Raw genomic sequence first — 18,335 nt, forward strand, 5'->3', positions numbered from 1 at the left:
CGCCATCGACGTGCGGCTCACCCCGTTCATCCGCTTCCGACTTGCCGATCACGCGCGTGGCCGCCACGACGGCGTTCAGCACGCCGAGCATCACCTTGGAAAGGTAGGCGAGAGGGTCGGCGTCGGCGAGCGCTGGCATCCCGCATGTGCGCGTCAGGCGACACGAGCGTAGGACTGGGCTCGAACGTAGAACTATGATCGAGAGGGGCAACGGGTTCCGTCGAGCGATGTCGGCGGGTCACGAACCGCAGGAATGCCAGCGGCGCAGCGACGTTCCCCGCTCGTAGCCCATGCCAGAGGGATAGGTGAGGAACTCGACCATCATGCCCCACGGTGTCCGGCCGTAGCAGAAGAGGTTCCCGCAGCCCTCCTCCTTGGGAAATAGGAACGGGTTCGGCCCGGACAGCATCTGTCCGCCGGCGGACTCAAAGCATCGGAGCGCCTCGGCCATGTCGTCGACGTAGATGGCCAGGTGCTGCAGTCCGAAGTCGCTGGGGCGCGACGCAGGCCGCTGCACCTCCGCCTGCAGCTGGAACAGCTCGATCTCGGGTCCCCGCCCGAGCTGGACGAGGCGTGCGGCCACGAGCCGCGTGCCGGGATGGAGGTTCAGGTCGCGATCGATCTCGGGGCTGCCTTGCGGCGGCTGGTCGGTCGTGAACGACTCGTAAACCACCCGCGCGCCGAACGCCTCAATCAGGAAGGTCGTGGCCGCCTCGATGTCGGGCACCGTCACGCCGACATGGTCAATGCCGCGAACATAATCATGGGTCATGCTCTCACCTCGATGTACGTGCATGGGAAATCGCGACGCCCGCGCGACGCCGGTCGAGTTGCGCGCCCTGATTGTGATCCGGCGTCATCGGCCGAGGAAGCGCATGCGGGCGCTCGCCTCACAGTCCGCCTTTGAGCCGCCGGCCTCGGTCTCCTCCTTGAGGGCAGCGAACGCCCGCTGCGCGTCCTCCGTGTCGAACAGCCGCATGGTGAGGTCGAGCATCAGCTCGTCCGCCCCCGCGACGCCGCCGGAGGACCAGGCCTTCAGCAGCGCGCGCGCCGCGCCATAGGCCTGCGTGGGACCCGCCGCGAGGCGCTCGGCCAAGTCGGTGGCGGTTGCGTCCAGCTCCGCGTCCGGCACAACAAGGTTGGCGAGTCCGCTCGATCCGGCCTCCGACCCGGCCATCGGCTCTCCGAGCAGGTAGAGCTGGATGGCCCGGCTGCGCCCGATCCGCTCCGCGAGCCGCTGCAGCCCGCCGGCGAGCGGCACCATGCCCGTGTTTCCCTCGATCGCATGGAAGGAGGCGCTGTCGGCCGCGACGATGACGTCGCAGTGCAGGGCGAGCTCGAAATGCCCGCCCACCGCCTTGCCCCTCACCGCGGCGATCGTCGGAACGCGCAAGGCCTCCAACGCCCTGTACGCGTGGTTCACCTCGCCGATGAACGCGTGGAACCAGTTCACGTCCCTGCCCGGCCATGCGACGACGTCGCCGCCGGTGCCGAAGTTCGGCCCTTCGGCGCGGACGAGGAGGGCGCGGACGCCCGAACCGCCGGCCCGGTGCACGGCCACGCGCAACTCCTCGGCGAACCGGAGGCCGAGCCTGTTATCGGGCGGGCTGCAGAGCACGATCTGCCCGACTGCCCCGACGTGATCGAAACGAACGGCTTTCATTAAGGTGATTTCCTGTCTTGCTATAATGACCGTGCGGGTCAGGATGGTGCCTGGAGCGGCGCTCGGGCCGCGACCGAGTAGGTGTCGCCCGAGCGTTCGAAGATCCGCAGCTCGCCCGCATCCGCCGTAATTTTGCGGAAGTCGTCGCTCCCGAAGTGCGCCTCCAGCGCCTGCCGATCTCGCCAGCCTTCGAAGAACCGGAAGGTCGTCGGGTCGAGGAGATCCTGCGTGACCTTGACGAACCCGCAGCCGTCCCGTCGCCGCGCGACGTCGGCCATGCGCAACGCGAGCGAGCGGAAGGCGGCTGCGTCGTCGGGATGCAGGCGGTAGGCCGCGTCGACCAGCAGGGCGGGTATGTCGGTCATGTCAGGCTCCGTTGAATGTTAATATGTCGAGGAACCGACGTCGTCCGTCGGCGCGCCGTCGCGGTCGGGTCGGTAGTTGGAGAACGGCTCGGCCGATCATGGCCGAGCCTGCCCGGCCGCCTGCTCGACGATGTCCGCGACGGCTCGGGGGTGGGACACCATCACGACGTGCGACGCGCCGTCCACGACGACCGTCCTCCTCGCTCCCGCGCGTTTCGCCATGAAGGCCAGGCCTGCCGCAGGGATGTTCCTGTCGCCGCTGCCGTAGATGAACCAGGATGGCAGCGCCTTCCAGGCCGGCTCGCCGGCCGCTTCGGTCAGCGCCGCTTCCGCGATCGGCCGCTGCGAGGCCGCCATCGCCGCGGCTTGCCCCGCCGGCAGGTCGTGCGCGAACTGCGCGTGGAACCTACCCTGGTCGATGTAGAGGTCGACGCCGCCGCCGGAGAGCGTCACGGGCGGGGCAAGGGCTTGGCCGAGCGTGCCGCCCGGGAACCTGCCCGCGAGTTCCGCCGCCGTCTCGCCCCGATCGGGCGCGAAGGCCGCGACGAAGACCAACGACCTGACGTTCCGATGAGCGTTCGCGGCAGCCGAGATCACCGCGCCTCCATAGGAGTGGCCGACCAGCACCACCGGCCCGTTTATGCTCGCGACGATGTCCGACACGTATCGCGCGTCGGCCCTGACGCCCCGCAGCGGGTTGGCCGCGGCGACGACGGTGTAGCCGTCCCCGACCAGGCGTTCGGTCACGCCGTTCCAGCTGGACGCGTCGGCGAAGGCGCCGTGGACCAGCACCACCGTCGGCTTGCGCGGTCCCTGCGCCTGAGCGGCGTCGGAGAGTAGCGCTCCGGCGAGGAGGGCGGCGGATGCGAGCTTGGACATGGGGATCTCCTGGTGTGGGGTTCGGACGAGGCGAGGCGCTCCGCCGGAGCAGCCCCGTGCGACCCAGATCGAGCGGTCAGAACTGGGCCGCGCCGCCGTCGACGAACAGCTCGGCGCCGTTGACGAAGCTGGCCTCCTCGGAGGCGAGGAACAGCGCCATGCTGGCGATCTCCTCGGGTCGGCCCAGGCGGCCGAGCGGAACCGAGGCGACGAGGCCGGTGCGCAGCTGCCGCTCCTGCTCGGCGTCGGCGGCGAGCCCGAGCAGGCCCGGCGTCTCGACCGGACCGGGGCTGATGACGTTGACGCGGATGCGCCTCTCCTTGAGGTCGAGCATCCAGCTGCGCGCGAGGTTGCGCACCGCGGCCTTGGTCGCGCCGTAGACGCTGAACGCGGGCGTCCCCTTGATGCTGGTCGTCGAGCCGGTGAGGATCACGGAGGCGCCGTCCACCAGGAGCGGGAGCGCCTTCTGCACCGTGAAGATCGTCCCCTTCACGTTCGTGCCGAAGGTGCGCTCGTATTGCTCCTCCGTGACCGCGCCCAGGGGCGCGAAGTCGCCGCCGCCGGCGTTCGCGACGACGACGTCGATCCCGGCGTGCCTCTGCCGCACGGCGTCGTAGAGCCGGTCGATGTCGGCTAGGACCGACATGTCGGCGCGGACGCCGACGGCCCCGGGGCCGATCGCGGCGATCGCGCCGTCGAGCTCGGCCTGACGCCGTCCCGTGACGAACACCGCGGCACCCTCGGCCGCGAAGCGCGTCGCGACCGACAGGCCGATCCCCGTCGTGCCGCCGGTCACCACCGCGACCTTGTCCGTGAGCCGTCCCGTCACCGTCGTTCTCCTTGTTCCGCCGGGCAGCTGCCCGTTGCCGTGAGGATCTGTTGCCGGGACGATGTCGACAGTAGTGGTCGAAACGGCCACTCTGCGTTCCAGCGATAGGACGATGCCCTGGTGAGCGACCTCGACGACTACGTGCTGTTCGCGAGTGTGGTCGAACATGGTGGCTTCGCGCCTGCCGGCCGGGCGATGCAGGTACCCAAGTCGAAGCTCAGCCGGCGCGTCGCGCGTCTTGAGGAGCGTCTGGGCGTTCGCCTGATCGAGCGGTCGACGCGCCGCTTCAGAGTCACGGAGGTTGGTCAAACGTTGTACGAGCAGTGCCGCGTCATCCTGCTGGAGGTCGAGCGCGCCCGGGCGGTGACGGCGGAGGCGCTCGCCGAGCCGCAGGGTCAGGTGCGCTTCAGCTGCCCTCACGGTCTGATCGAACCGCTCTCGCCCAGCCTGGCCGAGTTTCTGAAGCGACACCCGAAGGTCGCCCTCCAGATCGTCGCGACCGACCGCGGCGTCGACCTGATCCGCGAGCGCATCGACGTCGCGCTCCGCGTGCGCGCCAGCGTCGAGAGCGACGCCTCGCTGACCATGCGGACGCTGACCCGCTCCCGCCGCATCCTGGTCGCAGGACCGGAGTTCGCGCGGAACGTCGGTCCACACATCGACGCGCTGGAGGGGCTGCCGACGCTGAGCTCGACCGACCTGGCCGGGCCGGTGACCTGGAACCTGGTCGGACCCGACGATGCAACGTATGACTTACGACATGAGCCGCGGGTCAGGTGCGAGGAGTTCGGCGCGCTGCGGGCGGCGGCGGCGGCCGGCCTCGGCGTGGCGCTGCTGCCGGACCACGTCTGCTGGCCCGATCTCGATGAGGGCCGGCTCGTGCGGCTCTTCCCCGGCTGGCACGCGCAGGAGGGCATCGTGCACCTGGTCTTCACGACGCGTCGCGGCTTGCCGCCAGCGGTGCGCGCCTTCATCGACCATCTGGCGGCGACGTTCCGAAGCGGCCTGCTTGCATTCGGAGACAGGAAACAGGCTGATGAAGTGGCTCGAAAGGCGTCCGAGCTAACACCATAGTCCGAAGATGATAGTCGCGCTGTTGCACGACGCACGGCACCGAAGCGTAAGCTCCGCCTGCGTCTCGCCGTCTAAACAGACGCCGCATCGGGGAGCGGCTAGGCAGGCCTGGACATCGCATTCGGGTCAGCCCTGCCGCTGTAAAAGGCGATCGCGGTCGCTTTTTACATTCCAGGGGTTGCTGAACCGGCACACCGAGGACGATCCGAACGGTCACGGCCGGTTCGCCTCGTCCACCTCCGCCCCGCCCTCGACCAGCCTCCGGGCGATCGCCCGGTAGGACAGATGGCAGCTCGTCCACGGGTGCCGCGGCTCGATCGTGGCCGACCGCCAGAACTCGTTCAGGAGCCGCTGGTCGCGCACGAAGGGCCGCAGGACGTGCAGCGCGAGCCGGACCTCGATGGTCCCCACCGCCTCCCGCGCCGAGCGGCCGGCCGCCTCGCGCAGTATGCCGAGTGACAGGTTGACGAGCGTCGACCGCCGCTCTCTGCGGCGCGCGCGCTGCCTGCTGTAGGGGATCGGCAGCAGGTCGATCAGCGGCGACGGGCAACGCTTCGGGCACCTGATCGAGCGGCGCGCCGCCCGCCAGTCGGTGTTGCCCCCGTTGCGGCGCACCTCGTCGATCAGCGCGCCCAGATCCCACACCTCCACGGCCCTGCAGCTCCGGCACGCGACGCGGACCTGGGCCTCTATGCGATGCAGGTCGGAGAGGTTCCTGGGCGGGCCGACCACGCCGTGCGGTCAGGCGAGGGCGGGGAGGGACAGCTGCTCGCCCCGCGCCGCCAGGACGGACCGGGCCTGCAGGGCCGCGCCGACGGCCTGACGGTAGTGGACGGTCCGGAAGCGCTCGGCCTCGTCGAAGCCGACGGGCGCCCACTCGTCCGACGGGTAGCAGGCGTCGTAGATGGCGCGCGCGGCCGCGCGCAGCTGCAGGTCGTGCTGCATCCCTCACTCCAGCGGTGTCGAATCGCCGCAGCCGCGGCGCCGCGCCAGCTAGAACGAAAACGGAACGGCTTGCAATCCCGCGCGTCCGCCGCGGCCAGGTCGGCCCTGGCGACCCGAACATCCCACCCAACAAGCCGTCGCGCCGGGTCGCGGGAGGCGGCGGCGGGCGTCGAGGGCTGCGGCTATCGAAAGCATGGGCGACGCGCATTGGGCGGCCCTGGGCGGCGCGAGTAGACGTCCCGCCGCACGAACCCGCGACGGACACCAGAACGATGCGCCTCCTCCCACGCCCCGCCGCCGCGCTCCTCCTCGCACTCGCCGGCTGCTCGGCCGCCCCGGTCGCCCCGGTGCCGTCCTTCTCCGTCCCCGCCTTCCAGGCCGCGCGGGAGCGGGGCGAGCCGATACTGGTGCACGTCCACGCGGACTGGTGCCCGACCTGCCGCGCCCAGGCGCCGACCGTCTTCGCCCTCACCCGCGAACCGGCGTTCCGGCAATTGAAGGTGTTCCGCATCGACTTCGACCGGCAGGAGGTCGAGCGGCTCGCGCTCGGCGCGCGGCAACAGAGCACGCTGATCGTCTGGCGCAAGGGACGCGAGATCGATCGTTCCACCGGCGTCACCGACCCTGCCGCGATCCGCGCCATGGCGGCGGAGGCGCTCAAATGACCGGGCCGGCCGGGCTCAGCCTCCCGCTCGCCTTCCTCGCCGGGCTGCTCACCTTCCTCTCCCCCTGCGTGCTGCCGCTGCTCCCCATCGTCCTCGGATCGGCCGGACGCGACGGGCGGAGCGGCCCGGCGGCACTGGCCGCGGGGGTGGTCACCTCCTTCACGGGCGCGGGCCTGCTGCTGGCCACGAGCGGCGCCGCCGCCGGCCTGGCGGGTGGCGCGGCGCGCCCCCTGCTCGGCATCGCAATCTCCGCCGTGGCGCTGACGCTACTCCTTCCCGGCGCCGAGCACGCGCTGGAGCGGGCACTCGCGCCCGCGTCCCGCTGGGCGTCGGCGCGCGCCGACCGGCTGGCGATCCGCGGCACGCCGGGCCGGTTCGCGCTCGGTCTGCTCCTCGGAGTGGCCTGGTCGCCCTGCGTCGGCCCGACGCTCGGCGCGGCGACGGTGCTCGCGGGCCGAGGCCAGGACCTCGGCGCAGTAGCGACGACCATGACCGTCTTCGCGATCGGCGCGGCGCTGCCGCTGCTGCTCGTCGGGACCGCCACGCAGGCGACGATCGCGCGACTGCGGACGCCGCTCCTCGCCGGCGGCAGGGCCGGGCGGCGCGCGCTCGGCGTCGCCCTGCTGCCGCTCGGCGCGGCGATCGCGACCGGGTTCGACCATGCGATCGAGGCCGCGCTGGTCGGCGTCTCGCCCGACTGGCTCGTCCGGCTCACCACCGCCTACTGATCCCCGGCCCGGCCATGCACGCGGGCTATCGACATCATGCGCGCGCGGGCTCTTCACGTCGGCGCCGACGCACCGCATCCTCGCCACCCTGAACCCGGAGTCCCGTTCCGTGCCCCAACGCCCGATCCTCTCCCGCGTCGCTCCGCTCGCGCCGCTCCTGCTCGCCGCCTGCGGCGCGGCCACGTCGCAGCCGACGCGCGAGGCGCGGGCCGCCGCGCCGGCGCCGCGGATCGCCTCGGCCACGGCCGGCGCCCCGGTGGTGGTCGAGCTTTACCAGAGCCAGGGCTGCTCCTCGTGCCCGCCGGCCAATGCGAACGTGAACGCGATCGCCGACCGCCCCGAGGTGCTCGCACTCTCCTTCGGCGTCACCTACTGGGACCAGCTCGGCTGGACGGACAGCTTCGCCAAGCCGCAATACACCGCGCGGCAGTGGGACTACGCCCGCGCCGCCGGGCGCGGCCAGGTCGCGACGCCCCAGGTCGTCATCAACGGCGGCCGGACCACCGTGGTCGGCGCCAACGCCGCCCAGCTGGCCGCCGCCATCCAGGCGGCGGGGTCGCCTCGCGGCGGACCGGCCATCACGGCGTCGCCCGACGCGGTTGCGCTCGCCGCCGGCAGGGGCGCGGCGTCGACCGTCTGGCTCGTCCGCTACGATCCGAAGGTCCGCCAGGTCGCGATCAACGCCGGCGAGAACGGCGGGCGGACGCTGCCCCACCGCGACGTCGTGCGGCAGCTGGTGCACCTCGGCAACTGGTCGGGGGCGGCGGTCCGCTTCGCGCTGCCTGCCGCCGGCGAGCCGGGACTCCGCACGGCCGTGCTGGTGCAGCAGGGCAAGGGCGGACCGATCACCGCCGCGCGGAGGATCTGAGGCGATGACCGGGGCGGAGAAGCCGTGGAGCGCGCCCGACGCGGAGCTCGCCAACGCGGACGAGCCAACCGCGGCGGGGATGGGCGACCTCGCCGACGCGCTGACGCCGCCGTCGCCGATGGCGTCCAAGCCGCACCGCATCTACCGCCACCGCGTCTCGACGCGCCTGTGGCACTGGACCAACGCGATCGCGCTGATCGTCATGCTGATGAGCGGGCTGATGATCTTCAACGCGCACCCGCGGCTCTACTGGGGCGAGTACGGCGCGAACATGGACACGCCGTGGCTCTGGATCGGGCCGACGCCCGAGGGCGGTGGCCACTTGCTGCTGGGGCGGTCCATCGACATCCCGACGACCGGCGTGCTCGGCCGCTCCACCAATCCGAACGGCTCGATCAACACGCACGCGTTCCCGCACTGGGCGACGATCCCGTCGGGCTACAGCCTGGCCGGCGCGCGGCGCTGGCACCTGTCCTTCGCCTGGATCTTCGTGCTGGCGACGATCGGATACGCGCTGGTCAGCCTCGTCAACGGCCATGTCCGCCGCGACCTGCTGCCGAAGCGGCACGAGCTCGCGCCGCGGCACCTGTGGAAGGACGTCGTCGACCACCTCAAGCTCCGCTTCCACGGCGACGAGCCCGGGCAGTACAACATCCTCCAGAAGCTCACCTACGGCCTGGTGCTGTTCGTGCTGCTGCCGCTCGTCATCCTGACCGGCATGACGATGTCGCCGGCGTTCGACGCCGCCTTCCCGTGGCTGCTCGACCTGTTCGGCGGGCGCCAGTCGGCGCGCTCGATCCACTTCGTCTGCGCCGCCGGGTTCGCCGCGTTCATCGTCGTCCACCTCCTGCTGGTCGTGCTCGCCGGCCCGATCAACGAGATCAGGTCCATGATCACCGGCTGGCTGCACGTCCGCGAGGTGAAGGGCCACGGGGCCGAGGGTCCCGGAGCCGGGCCGCGCGCGCGCGAGGAGCAGACCGCATGATCACGCCCACCATGACCCGCCGCCGACTGGTCGGCTCGCTCGGCCTCGCCGGCGGCGGGCTCCTCCTGACCGGATGCGACCGGGTCGCCGCCACGCCGGCCTTCCGCGGCTTCGTCGAGGGGTCCGAGCGGCTGACGATGGACTTCACGCGACTGGTCTCCGCCCGCGACGCCCTCGCGCGCGAGTTCACCGCTGCCGACCTGTCGCCGGTGTTCCGCGGCAACGGCGTCACGAACCCGACCGCGACCGACTACCAGGCGATGGTCGCGAACGGCTTCGCCGACTACCGGCTGCGGGTCGACGGGCTGGTGCGCCGGCCGCTGTCGATGTCGCTCCCGCAGCTGCAGGCCATGCCCAGGCGCAGCCAGATCACGCGGCACGACTGCGTCGAGGGGTGGAGCGCCATCGGCCAGTGGACGGGCGTGCCGCTCAGGCTCCTGCTGAACCAGGCGGGCCTGCTGCCGCAGGCGCGCTACATCGTCTTCCACTGCGCCGACGACTACGGACCGGGCAAGTACTACGAGAGCGTCGACCTCATCGACGCCCACCACCCGCAGACCATCCTCGCCTGGGCGCTGAACGGCCGGGCCCTGCCGGTCACCAACGGCGCGCCGCTGAGGCTCAGGGTCGAGCGCCAGCTCGGCTACAAGCAGGCGAAATACGTGATGCGGGTCGAGGCAGTGAACAGCCTCGCCCACATCGGCGGCGGCAAGGGCGGCTACTGGGAGGATTCCGGCGACTATGCCTGGTATGCGGGCATATAGGGCCCTCGCCGCCGCGCTGGCCGCGGCGACGCTCGTCGCGGGATGCGGCGACGGCGGTCGAGCGGGCGCGGGTACCACGACCACGGGCGTCGCGACGACGAACGCCACGACCACCGACGCCACTTCCCCGACCGCGACGACCGCGCCCACGCTCCTGCGGGCCGCCGACGGCGTCGCGATCTCCGCAGCGCACGGCGAGGCGGCCGATCCCAGGGCGCTGATCCTGCTCTTCCACCAGGCGGGCTCGGGCAGGGGCGAATACGCCACGGTCGCGCCCCGGCTGAACGCGGCCGGCTACGAGACGCTCGCGATCGACCAGCGATCGGGCGGCGACCTGTTCGGTCGCAACGAGACCGTGGCGAGGCTGGGCCGCTCCGCCAGCTACGCCGAGGCCGAGCGCGACCTGGAGGCGGCGTTCGCCTGGGCGCGGACCCGCCGGCTGCCGATCGTGCTCTGGGGCAGCAGCTACTCGGCCGCGCTCGCGTTCCGGGTCGCCGCCCGGCACCCGGGCGAGGTCGCCGCGGTGCTCGCCTTCTCGCCGGGCGAATACCTGGACGCGCCCGACGTCGTTCGGATCGCGGCGGCGAAGGTGGCCGCGCCGACCTACGTCACGTCCGCCAGCGACCCCGCCGAGGTCGCGGCCGCCCGCGCCATCCTCGCCGCCTCGCCCGCGCGGACGAAGGTGCAGTCCACGCCCCGCGCCGGCGTCCACGGCAGCTCCACGCTCATCCCCGCCCGGAACCCGACGGGGGCGGAGGAGAACTGGCGGACGGCGATGGCCTTCCTGGACAAGCTGCCGTGACCGCCGTCACGATCCGACCGGCGGTGCGCGACGACCTCCCGGGGCTCAGGCGCGTCATCGACGGCGTCGGCCTGTTCCCGTCGGACATGCTCGACGGCATGGTCGCGCCCTTCCTCGACGGGCGCGCCGGGACGGGCGAGTTCTGGCTGACGGTCGACGGCGACGCCGGCCCGATCTCCGTCGGCTACTGCGCTCCCGAGCGGATGACCGAGGGCACGTGGAATATGCTGCTGATCGCGGTCGACCCGGTCCGCCAGGGCGCGGGCGTCGGCGCGGCGATGATGGCCGAGACCGAGCGACTGCTGGCCGAATCCGGGCAACGCATCCTGCTGGTCGAGACGTCGGGCCTGCCGGAGTTCGAGCGCACGCGCGCCTTCTACCGCGGGCTCGGCTACGACGAGGAGGCGCGCATCCGCGACTTCTACCAGGCGGGCGAGGACAAGGTCGTCTTCCGCAAGGCGCTCGGCGGCGGCGCGTGACGCGCTGGCCGTCCCGCGCGGGACCGCGCCGCCGCGGCGCCTGAGGTGCCGACCTCCTTCACGGCTCTGATCGCGGCGCACGGCGCCCCGGCCGTTTTCCTCCTCGTCCTGCTGGGCGCGGTCCCCTCCGAGATCGTGCTGCCGATGGCAGGCGCGGTCGCGGGTCCGAGCCCGGGCGGGCTGGTCGCGGTCACGGCCGCGGGCGTCGCCGCGCACCAGGCGAGCGCCGTGTTCTGGTACTCCGTCGGCCGACGCGTCGGCCACCGGCGCTGCCGGCGCTGGGTCGCGATGCACGGCCGGCGGTTCGGCGTCGCGCCGTCGACCCTCGACCGCGCGGTCGCCTGGTTCCGCAGGTGCGGCGCCCGCGCCGTCCTGCTCAGCCGCGCGCTACCCGTCGCCCGCGCGCTGGTATGCCTGCCGGCCGGCGCCGCGCGGCTCGGCTTCCGTCGCTTCTTCGCGGCCGCGCTGCTGGGCTCCACCGCCTGGTGCTCCCTGCTGGTCGGTATCGGGGTCGCGCTTGCGGCGCGGGCGCCGCGCGCCGTCGCCTGGCTGGACCGTGCCGCGTGGGCTGCGCTCGCCCTCGCTGCGACGGTGGTGCTGGCTCGCCGGCTCCGCCGTCCGCGTCGTCCTCGCGGTCAGTCCGCCGGCGAGAGGTAGCGCTCGGCCCAGGCGGCGATCACGGCGGCGGCGTAGCGCGAGTCCGCCGGACGCGACAGCAGGTGGTCGGCCCCGTCGAGCGCCACGAAGCTCTTGGGATGGCGGGCGGCGTCGAAGATCGCGCGGGCGTTGTCGACGCCCACGGTCGCGTCGGTCGGCGCGTGCATGACCAGGATCGCTCGGCCGAGGCGCGCGAGGCGCTCGGGGAGGCGGTGCGCGCGCGCGTCCTCGACGAACGAGCGCGAGATGGTGAACGTGCGCCCGGCCAGCACCACCTCGGCCGACCCGTCGCGCTCGATCGCCTCCAGGCCGGCCCCGAACTGGTGGAGCACGTGGTCGACCTCGGCGGGCGCGCCGATGGTCGCCACCGCCCTGACCTCCGGCACGTGCGCCGCGGCCGCGAGCACCGCCGCGCCGCCCAGGCTGTGGCCGATCATTAGCTCGGGCACCTGCCCGCGCTCGCGCAGGCACGCCGCGGCCGCGACGAGGTCCTCGACGTTGGAGCTGAAGCCCGCGTTGCCGAACTCGCCCTCGCTGGCGCCCAGCCCCGTGAAGTCGAAGCGCAGGCAGGCGAAGCCGTGGCCGACCAGCGCGCCGGCGATGCGCGAGGCGGCCAGCACGTCCTTGCCGCAAGTGAAGCAGTGCGCGAACAGCGCAGTCGCGCGCGGGCGACCGTCGGGCCGGTCGAGGCGGGCGGCGAGCCGCTGGCCCCGGTCGCCGAGGAACTCGAACCGTTCGCTCGGCATCAGCCCGCCTCCGCGCCGGCCTCGAGGACCACGGGAGCGGGCGCGAGCGCCGGCCCGCCGTCGAACGCGCCGGCCGGCGGCACGTCCACGCGCGCCGACAGGTAGCGGCGCTCGGCCTCGGCCATGTAGTCGCGCGTGATCGGCAGCGCGTCGCGCCGCCTCGCCAGCTGGATCTGGTAGTTGACGTGCCCGTCGTTGCGGAACGCGCAGATCGCGCCGGCCAAGTAGAACAGCCACATGCGGTGGAAGCGCTCGTCGTAGAGCCGCACGATCCGGTCGCGCTCGGCGACCGCGCGGGCGTACCACTCCTCCAGCGTATAGGCGTAGTGCAGCCGGAGCGTCTCGATGTCGGTCGCCCACAGCCAGCTCCGCTCGATCGCGGGCATCAGCTGCGACAGCGCGGGCGCGTAGCCGCCGGGGAAGATGTACTTCGCAGTCCACGGGTCGGTCGCGCCGGGACCGTCGGCGCGCCCGATCGTGTGGATCAGCGCGACGCCGTCGGGCGTCAGCAGGTCGGCGACCTTGTCGAAGAAGGCGCGGTAGTGGGGCAGGCCGACGTGCTCCAGCATGCCCACCGACACGATCCGATCGAAGCGGCCCTCGACCGCGCGATAGTCCACCAGTTCGAAGCGCACCCGGTCGGCGACGCCGGCCGCCGCCGCGCGGGCACGTGCGACCGCCAGCTGCTCCTCCGACAGCGTGACGCCCAGCACGTCGACGCCCGCCACCGCGTGGAGGTGGAGCGCCAGCCCGCCCCAGCCGCAGCCGACGTCCAGCACCCGCTGCCCCGGCGCCAGCGCCAGCTTGGCCGCGATGTGCGCCTTCTTCGCCGCCTGCGCGCGCTCCAGCGAGTCGCCGGGGTCGACGAAGTAGGCGCAGCTGTACTGCCGGTCCGCGTCGAGGAAGAGGTCGTAGAGGCGGCCGTCTAGGTCGTAGTGGTGCGCCACGTTGCGCTTGGACCGCCGCGCCCAGTTCCACTGGTCCCAGAGGGCCGCGATCCTGGCGTGCCGCCACAGCGCGCGGCGCGTCGGGTTGTCGCGGTCCCACCGCAGGTTGAAGGTGACCAGGTCGAGGAGGTCGAGCACGTCGCCCTCCAGGATCTCCAGCCCGCCGTCCATGAAGGCCTCGCCCGCGCCCAGCGCCGGATTGCGCGCCACCGCCCGCTCCGCGCGGCGGCTGGCGAACCTGACCGCCACGGGGCGCCGGTTAGGCCGCGGCCGGCCGTAGCGGCGGGTGCGCCCGTCGGACCCGTGGACGACCAGCTCGCCGTCGACCACGACGCGGCGGAGCAGGGCGTCCAGGCCGATCAAGCGAGCGACTCCGGGCCGGGAGCCCGGCGGCGCTCGCCGCGAATGGATCGATCCGCTCCGCGGCGGCGCATCGGGGAGTGCGTCGAGGCGCTCATGACGCCGGGTTAGGACCGCGTGAAGGCAGGCGGATAGGACGCCATTGCCCTTCCTTCGAGGGGCGAGCGGACCCTCCCGGCCGGGCGCATGGAAACCATGCCGCCAAACGATTTCCGCGCCGCCGGCGCGAGGCGTAGCCGGAGGACGCCCGGCGGCGATCCGCGCGGGCGGAGCCGGCGGCCGGATCCGCCGGACGCGCAAGGAGTGACACCGATGATCGTTATGCAGCTCCTCGACGGGAAGTCCGCCGAGGTCATGTCCATCGCGCCGGGCGCCACCATCGCCGCGGCCGCCGCGCTGATGGCGGGCGCCGGCGTCGGCGCCCTCGTGGTCGAGGGCATCGACGGTCACCCCGTCGGCCTCATCTCCGAGCGCGAGGTCACGCTCGCCGTCGCCCGCTGGGGCGGCGAGCTGGGCACCCGCCCGGTGCGCTCGCTGATGGCGGACGGGATGACCACCGTCGCACCCGAGACGCCGGTCGTCGAGGCGATGCGGCTGATGACGGTGCGGCGCGCGCGCCACCTGCCGGTCGTCGACCGGGGCCGCCTGGTCGGCATCGTCAGCATCGGCGACGTGCTGAAGTCTCGGCTGGAGGAGAAGACGGCGGAGAACCAGGTGCTGATGGACATCGCGCGCTGGCCGAAGGCCGCCTGACCGCATCCGACCCCGCTCGGAAAACGACCCCGCGAGGGGTCACATTCCGAGCAGGGGTCGGGCGGATCGCCGCCCTGGCGACGGCCATCGTCAGACCTCGCCGCCAGGGTCGAGATCTGCCCCGTCGTCAATAAGCTGGAAGAGGCCTACGCCCAGGCCGTCGCGGCCGGCGCGGTCGCGGTCGGGCCCGTGCAGGTGCAGCCGTGGGGCAGAAGGTGTCCGACGTGGGCGACCTCGACGGCTTCCTGGTAGAGGTGTGCTCGCAGGAGCCAGCGGTCACCTGACGGACGGACGCGATGACGGGGACGGCGCGGCGCCGCCCCCTTACAGGCAGCATCAGCCCCCGATCGCCGCGATCGCGCGGCCGATCGCCGGGCGGGCCTCCATCGCGCCGAACCAGCGTTCGACGTTCGGCGCCTCGGAGAAGTCCACCTCCGCGAACGCGCGGCGCCATATCCAGCCGAAGGTGGCCATGTCGGCGATCGAGTACTCGTCGCCCGCCAGCCACTCCGCCTCGGCGAGCCTGCCGTCGAGCACGCGCATGTTGCGCTTCGCCTCGGCGTGGAAGCGGTCGATGGCGGCCGGCACCTTCTCGGGCGCGAGCTTCAGGAAGTAGCCCGACTGGCCGAACATCGGCCCCAGGCCGGCCGCCTGGAACATCAGCCATTCGAAGCAGCGCACGCGGGCCACCGGGTCGGCGGGGATGAACCGGCCGAACTTCTCGGCGAGGTAGACCATGATCGCGCCCGACTCGACGACGGTCAGCGGCTCGCCGCCCGGTCCGTCGCGGTCGACGATCACCGGCACCTTGCCGTTCGGGTTGCGGGCGAGGTGCTCCGGCGTCTTCTGCTCGCCGGCGCGGACGTTGACCTGGTGGAACTCGTAGGGCGCGCCCAGCTCCTCCAGCAGGACGGGCACCTTGACGCTGTTCGGGGTCGCGAAGGCGTAGAGTTCGATCATCGGACGGCTCCTTCTCGTGCGGACGCGCGCACGCCCTTCGCGCGCGTGTAGGGTGGCGGATAGGACAGGGTTGCGCCGAGCTCGTCGGCGGCGCGCCAGCCCCAGCGGGGATCGGCGAGGAAGGCGGTGGCGAGCGCGACCAGGTCGGCGCGGCCCTCGGCCACGATCGCCTCGGCCTGGGCGGGCGAGGCGATGCCGCCGACGGCGCGCGTCGCGATCCCCGCCTCGCGCCTGACCCGCTCGGCGAGGTGGACCTGGTAGCCGGGGCTGAACGGGATGCCGGACGGCGGCACGACGAAGCCGCCGGTCGCGTCGACGTAGTCGACCCCCGCAGCCTTCAGCTCGCGCGCCCACGCGACCGCGTCGGCGGTGTCGACTCCGCCCTCCTGCCAGTCCGTCGTGGTGAGGCGCACACCCAGCGCGACGCGGTCGCCGAGCAGCGGTCGGACGCGGGCCGCGATCGCGCGCAGCAGCCGCGAGCGGTTCTCCGGGCTACCGCCCCAGGCGTCGTCGCGACGGTTCGAGATCGGGGAGAGGAACTGGTGCAGCAGGTAGCCGTGGCCGGCGTGCAGCTCGACCACGTCGAAGCCGATCCGCACCGCGCGCTCGGCGGCCTGCGCGAAGGCGTCGACGATCCGGCCGATGCCGACCTCGTCCAGCGCCTCGGGCGCGGGCCAGCCCTCCGCGAAGGGCACCGCCGACGGCGCGACCGTCGTCCATGGATCGGCGTCGGCCGCCAGCGGCCTGCCGCCCTCCCAGGGCCGCGAGATCGAGCCCTTGCGGCCCGAGTGCGCGAGCTGGACGCCGAAGCGCGTCCCCTCCGGCGCGAAGCGGCGGGCGACGGCGAGCGCGCAGGCGAGCGCCGCCTCGTTGGCGTCCGAGTAGAGGCCTAGGCAGCCGTGCGTGATGCGGCCGCGGCGCTCGACGTGCGTCGCCTCGGTCATCACGAGAGCGGCCCCGCCCATGCCCAGCGCCGGCAGGTGCTGGAGGTGCCAGTCGGAGGCGGAGCCGTCATCCGCCGAATACTGGCACATGGGCGAGACGACGATCCGGTTGGACAGCCGCACCGGGCCGAGGTCGAAGGGGGTGAACAGGGCGGGCATCGCATGCTCCTTGTGAATCGTCGCCTCTCGGCGGTCAGAGGGCCGAGTGGTCGCGGACGGCGGCTTCGAGCCGCGGCTTCATGTCGAGGAAGCGGGCGTCCACGGCGGCGGGGTCGGTCCGGTTGAGGTCGAGGGTGGCGGCGCGCGCCTCGCCGCCGCGCACCACCTCGAACGCGTCGGACTCGATGCCGTCGACGATCGAGCCGACCACGTCGGCGACGGGCTGCAGGCCGAAGCCGAGGTCCGCGCCGGCGTGGTTGCTGCTCATCATCGGCGTGTCGGTCGCGCCCGGGAAGACGGTGAGGACGTGGACGCCCTCGCCCTTCAGCTCGCGCCTGAGCGCCTCGCCGAAGCGCCACAGCCCGCCCTTGGCGGCGGCATAGCCCGCGTAGAAGGGCACGCCCATCTGCGCGATGCCGGACGCGACGTTGACGGCCAGCCCGTCGCCCGACGCGCGCAGCGCCGGCAGCAGGGCGCGGGTGAGCAGGATGGGTGCTAGCAGGTCGACCTCGATCATCGCGCGCAGCTCGTCCTCACCCGTGTCCTCCAGCCGTCCGGCGCGCACGCCGCCGGCGTTGTTGACGAGGACGTCGACGCCGCCGAGCAGCCGCTCCGCGCCGTCGACGAGAGCAGCGCGCGCGGCGGCGTCGGTCACGTCGCCGGGCAGGCTGTGCGCCTCGACGCCTTCGCCGCGGAGCCGCTCGACGGCGGACGCGAGCGCGTCGGGCCGGCGGCCGGTGAGGAGGAGTCGCGCGCCCTTCGCGCCCAGCTGCCGGGCCAGCTCGAAGCCGATCCCGCTGGAGCCGCCGGTGACGACGACGCGCTTGCCCGCGACGATCACTTGCCCTGCTCCCGCGTCTGCTCGCGGCCGGCCTTGACCAGCGCGGCGGCGCTCGCGCCCTCCAGCGCCAGGCCGTAGCCGGTCTCGCGCGCGATCCGCTCCTTCAGAGGCTGGACGAAGTGGACGCGGGTGTCGCGCCGGGTCACCTCGGGCGCGCGAAGCCAGGCCGCGGCCAGTTCGCGGGCGCGGGCGACCGCGCCGCCCTTGGCCGTCACCTCGGCGACCACGCCCCAGTCGCGCGCGGTCTCCGCGCTGATCGGAGCGGGACTGAGCAGCCAAGCCTGCGCGCGGCCCGGCCCGGCCCAGTAGGACCAGGCGGTGAAGATGCCGTCGCCGGGCACGATGCCGCCGGCGAAGTGCGGAGCGTCGTGGAAAGTCGCGCCGTGCCCGGCGACGACCACGTTGGCCGTCAGGCAGTATTCGGTGTGGACCCAGGCGCGGCCCTCGACCGCGCAGATCACCGGCACGCGGATGTTGAGTAGGTTCTCCAGCACCTGCGTGCCCTCGTCGTGCACCCGGCTCCAGCGGTCCGGGTCCGACACGTCGCCGAAGCTGGCGAAGTCGATGTCGGCGATCCAGTCGCCGCCCGCACCGGTCAGGATAACAACCTTGTTGTCGCGGTCGCGGCCGATCGCGGCGAACGCGTCGACGAACGCCGCGTGCTCGACCGCCGAGAAGCGGAACGGGCCGCCGCGGGTGTTGAATGTCACGACCAGCACGCCGTCGGCTCCGCGCTCCATTCGCAGCGAGGGCGTGGCGTCGAAGTAGGCGGGGCGGGCGACGGCCGCGGCGGCGGGCGTAGCGCGGACGGGTGCCGGCGCCTGCGCGCGCGCAGGTCCGACGGCCGAGATGAGCCCGAGCGTGAGGGCGAAGGACGCGACGCCGATCCTGATCATGCGGTCCATGGGGGTTCTCCGGTGGT

23 protein-coding genes are annotated in these 18,335 nt (G+C 73.0%); 10 read left to right on the forward strand and 13 right to left on the reverse strand.

All coding sequences use genetic code 11. The annotated features are described in order from the left end of the window. Positions 1-238 precede the first annotated feature (238 nt). The 5 genes from COA17_RS08110 to COA17_RS08130 form a co-directional block, all read right to left on the reverse strand. Entirely contained in the window at positions 239-772 is a 534-nt protein-coding gene (locus tag COA17_RS08110; protein WP_096611509.1) for a VOC family protein, read from the reverse strand. An 84-nt stretch (positions 773-856) separates the two neighbouring features. Next, complete coding sequence (locus COA17_RS08115) at positions 857-1,663, reverse strand: enoyl-CoA hydratase/isomerase family protein (RefSeq protein WP_096611511.1); 807 nt, start codon at positions 1,661-1,663, stop codon at positions 857-859. Positions 1,664-1,701: 38 nt separating this feature from the next. Then, complete coding sequence (locus COA17_RS08120; protein ID WP_096611513.1) at positions 1,702-2,028, reverse strand: putative quinol monooxygenase; 327 nt, start codon at positions 2,026-2,028, stop codon at positions 1,702-1,704. 96 nt (positions 2,029-2,124) lie between these two features. After that, complete coding sequence (locus COA17_RS08125) at positions 2,125-2,907, reverse strand: alpha/beta fold hydrolase (RefSeq protein ID WP_096611515.1); 783 nt, start codon at positions 2,905-2,907, stop codon at positions 2,125-2,127. 76 nt (positions 2,908-2,983) lie between these two features. Continuing rightward, entirely contained in the window at positions 2,984-3,736 is a 753-nt protein-coding gene (locus COA17_RS08130; protein WP_096611517.1) for an SDR family oxidoreductase, read from the reverse strand. Positions 3,737-3,856: 120 nt separating this feature from the next. Between COA17_RS08130 and COA17_RS08135 the strand changes: the two genes are divergently transcribed. Continuing rightward, entirely contained in the window at positions 3,857-4,810 is a 954-nt protein-coding gene (locus tag COA17_RS08135) for a LysR substrate-binding domain-containing protein (protein ID WP_176484841.1), read from the forward strand. A 213-nt stretch (positions 4,811-5,023) separates the two neighbouring features. Here the strand turns inward: COA17_RS08135 and COA17_RS08140 are convergent, their stop codons facing one another. Both COA17_RS08140 and COA17_RS08145 read right to left on the reverse strand, forming a co-directional pair. After that, the gene (locus COA17_RS08140) at positions 5,024-5,461 is read right to left on the reverse strand and encodes a hypothetical protein (RefSeq protein WP_096611521.1); all 438 of its coding nucleotides are present in this window, start codon (positions 5,459-5,461) and stop codon (positions 5,024-5,026) included. 90 nt (positions 5,462-5,551) lie between these two features. Then, entirely contained in the window at positions 5,552-5,755 is a 204-nt protein-coding gene (locus tag COA17_RS08145; protein WP_096611523.1) for a hypothetical protein, read from the reverse strand. Positions 5,756-6,027: 272 nt separating this feature from the next. Here COA17_RS08145 and COA17_RS08150 point away from each other — a divergent pair, with 272 nt between their 5' ends. The 8 genes from COA17_RS08150 to COA17_RS08185 all read left to right on the forward strand — a co-directional run bounded on the left by COA17_RS08150 (position 6,028) and on the right by COA17_RS08185 (position 11,703). Beyond that, positions 6,028-6,420 (forward strand): thioredoxin family protein, encoded by a 393-nt coding sequence (locus tag COA17_RS08150; RefSeq protein ID WP_096611525.1) that lies wholly within the window; start codon positions 6,028-6,030, stop codon positions 6,418-6,420. Next, complete coding sequence (locus tag COA17_RS08155) at positions 6,417-7,148, forward strand: cytochrome c biogenesis CcdA family protein (RefSeq protein WP_096611527.1); 732 nt, start codon at positions 6,417-6,419, stop codon at positions 7,146-7,148. Before COA17_RS08150 ends, COA17_RS08155 begins: the two co-directional genes overlap by 4 nt. Positions 7,149-7,257: 109 nt before the next feature. Continuing rightward, positions 7,258-8,016: a DUF1223 domain-containing protein gene (locus COA17_RS08160; RefSeq protein ID WP_245857546.1), complete on the forward strand. Its 759-nt coding sequence runs from the start codon at positions 7,258-7,260 to the stop codon at positions 8,014-8,016. Between the two features lie 118 nt (positions 8,017-8,134). Beyond that, the gene (locus COA17_RS08165; RefSeq protein ID WP_096611696.1) at positions 8,135-9,001 is read left to right on the forward strand and encodes a cytochrome b/b6 domain-containing protein; all 867 of its coding nucleotides are present in this window, start codon (positions 8,135-8,137) and stop codon (positions 8,999-9,001) included. Next, positions 8,998-9,765, forward strand: a complete 768-nt coding sequence (locus COA17_RS08170; RefSeq protein WP_096611531.1) for a molybdopterin-binding protein — start codon at positions 8,998-9,000, stop codon at positions 9,763-9,765. The genes COA17_RS08165 and COA17_RS08170 overlap by 4 nt, the downstream gene beginning before the upstream one ends. Then, positions 9,752-10,567, forward strand: a complete 816-nt coding sequence (locus tag COA17_RS08175; RefSeq protein ID WP_096611533.1) for an alpha/beta hydrolase — start codon at positions 9,752-9,754, stop codon at positions 10,565-10,567. Before COA17_RS08170 ends, COA17_RS08175 begins: the two co-directional genes overlap by 14 nt. Beyond that, positions 10,564-11,046, forward strand: a complete 483-nt coding sequence (locus COA17_RS08180) for a GNAT family N-acetyltransferase (RefSeq protein WP_096611535.1) — start codon at positions 10,564-10,566, stop codon at positions 11,044-11,046. The genes COA17_RS08175 and COA17_RS08180 overlap by 4 nt, the downstream gene beginning before the upstream one ends. Positions 11,047-11,091: 45 nt before the next feature. After that, a complete protein-coding gene (locus COA17_RS08185) occupies positions 11,092-11,703 on the forward strand; it encodes a DedA family protein (protein WP_096611537.1) in 612 nt (203 codons plus the stop codon). Here COA17_RS08185 and COA17_RS08190 read toward each other — a convergent pair. Then, positions 11,682-12,449 carry an alpha/beta hydrolase family protein gene (locus tag COA17_RS08190; RefSeq protein WP_096611539.1) on the reverse strand — a complete coding sequence of 256 codons (768 nt, stop codon included), beginning with the start codon at positions 12,447-12,449 and terminating at the stop codon, positions 11,682-11,684. The two genes, COA17_RS08185 and COA17_RS08190, sit on opposite strands and share 22 nt — an antisense overlap. Then, entirely contained in the window at positions 12,449-13,759 is a 1,311-nt protein-coding gene (locus COA17_RS08195; RefSeq protein ID WP_096611541.1) for an SAM-dependent methyltransferase, read from the reverse strand. Before COA17_RS08195 ends, COA17_RS08190 begins: the two co-directional genes overlap by 1 nt. A gap of 309 nt (positions 13,760-14,068) precedes the next feature. Here COA17_RS08195 and COA17_RS08200 point away from each other — a divergent pair, with 309 nt between their 5' ends. Beyond that, positions 14,069-14,509, forward strand: coding sequence for a CBS domain-containing protein (locus tag COA17_RS08200; RefSeq protein ID WP_167956332.1), 441 nt, complete (start codon positions 14,069-14,071; stop codon positions 14,507-14,509). 336 nt (positions 14,510-14,845) lie between these two features. On the opposite strand, the gene COA17_RS08205 is transcribed toward COA17_RS08200, so the two are convergent. The 4 genes from COA17_RS08205 to COA17_RS08220 are packed head-to-tail and all read right to left on the reverse strand — an operon-like array spanning position 14,846 to position 18,318. Further along, a complete protein-coding gene (locus COA17_RS08205) occupies positions 14,846-15,469 on the reverse strand; it encodes a glutathione S-transferase family protein (protein ID WP_096611545.1) in 624 nt (207 codons plus the stop codon). Next, on the reverse strand, positions 15,466-16,572 hold the full coding sequence (locus COA17_RS08210; protein ID WP_096611547.1) for an NADH:flavin oxidoreductase/NADH oxidase: 1,107 nt from the start codon (positions 16,570-16,572) through the stop codon (positions 15,466-15,468). The genes COA17_RS08205 and COA17_RS08210 overlap by 4 nt, the downstream gene beginning before the upstream one ends. A gap of 34 nt (positions 16,573-16,606) precedes the next feature. Then, the gene (locus COA17_RS08215; protein ID WP_096611549.1) at positions 16,607-17,413 is read right to left on the reverse strand and encodes an SDR family NAD(P)-dependent oxidoreductase; all 807 of its coding nucleotides are present in this window, start codon (positions 17,411-17,413) and stop codon (positions 16,607-16,609) included. Further along, positions 17,410-18,318, reverse strand: a complete 909-nt coding sequence (locus tag COA17_RS08220) for an enoyl-CoA hydratase/isomerase family protein (RefSeq protein WP_217991001.1) — start codon at positions 18,316-18,318, stop codon at positions 17,410-17,412. The genes COA17_RS08215 and COA17_RS08220 overlap by 4 nt, the downstream gene beginning before the upstream one ends. Positions 18,319-18,335 lie beyond the last annotated feature (17 nt).

The sequence above is a fragment of the Sphingomonas ginsenosidimutans genome (genome assembly GCF_002374835.1).
GTDB classification, from domain to species: Bacteria; Pseudomonadota; Alphaproteobacteria; order Sphingomonadales; family Sphingomonadaceae; genus Sphingomonas; species Sphingomonas ginsenosidimutans.

Bases quoted from the DNA above. Each gene is read 5' to 3' on its own strand.
- COA17_RS08110 (WP_096611509.1), bottom strand. From the start codon at position 772: ATGACCCATGATTATGTTCGCGGCATTGACCATGTCGGCGTGACGGTG.
- COA17_RS08115 (WP_096611511.1), bottom strand. From the start codon at position 1,663: ATGAAAGCCGTTCGTTTCGATCACGTCGGGGCAGTCGGGCAGATCGTG.
- COA17_RS08120 (WP_096611513.1), bottom strand. From the start codon at position 2,028: ATGACCGACATACCCGCCCTGCTGGTCGACGCGGCCTACCGCCTGCAT.
- COA17_RS08125 (WP_096611515.1), bottom strand. From the start codon at position 2,907: ATGTCCAAGCTCGCATCCGCCGCCCTCCTCGCCGGAGCGCTACTCTCC.
- COA17_RS08145 (WP_096611523.1), bottom strand. From the start codon at position 5,755: ATGCAGCACGACCTGCAGCTGCGCGCGGCCGCGCGCGCCATCTACGAC.
- COA17_RS08150 (WP_096611525.1), top strand. From the start codon at position 6,028: ATGCGCCTCCTCCCACGCCCCGCCGCCGCGCTCCTCCTCGCACTCGCC.
- COA17_RS08155 (WP_096611527.1), top strand. From the start codon at position 6,417: ATGACCGGGCCGGCCGGGCTCAGCCTCCCGCTCGCCTTCCTCGCCGGG.
- COA17_RS08165 (WP_096611696.1), top strand. From the start codon at position 8,135: ATGGCGTCCAAGCCGCACCGCATCTACCGCCACCGCGTCTCGACGCGC.
- COA17_RS08170 (WP_096611531.1), top strand. From the start codon at position 8,998: ATGATCACGCCCACCATGACCCGCCGCCGACTGGTCGGCTCGCTCGGC.
- COA17_RS08175 (WP_096611533.1), top strand. From the start codon at position 9,752: ATGCGGGCATATAGGGCCCTCGCCGCCGCGCTGGCCGCGGCGACGCTC.
- COA17_RS08190 (WP_096611539.1), bottom strand. From the start codon at position 12,449: ATGCCGAGCGAACGGTTCGAGTTCCTCGGCGACCGGGGCCAGCGGCTC.
- COA17_RS08200 (WP_167956332.1), top strand. From the start codon at position 14,069: ATGATCGTTATGCAGCTCCTCGACGGGAAGTCCGCCGAGGTCATGTCC.
- COA17_RS08205 (WP_096611545.1), bottom strand. From the start codon at position 15,469: ATGATCGAACTCTACGCCTTCGCGACCCCGAACAGCGTCAAGGTGCCC.
- COA17_RS08210 (WP_096611547.1), bottom strand. From the start codon at position 16,572: ATGCCCGCCCTGTTCACCCCCTTCGACCTCGGCCCGGTGCGGCTGTCC.
- COA17_RS08220 (WP_217991001.1), bottom strand. From the start codon at position 18,318: ATGGACCGCATGATCAGGATCGGCGTCGCGTCCTTCGCCCTCACGCTC.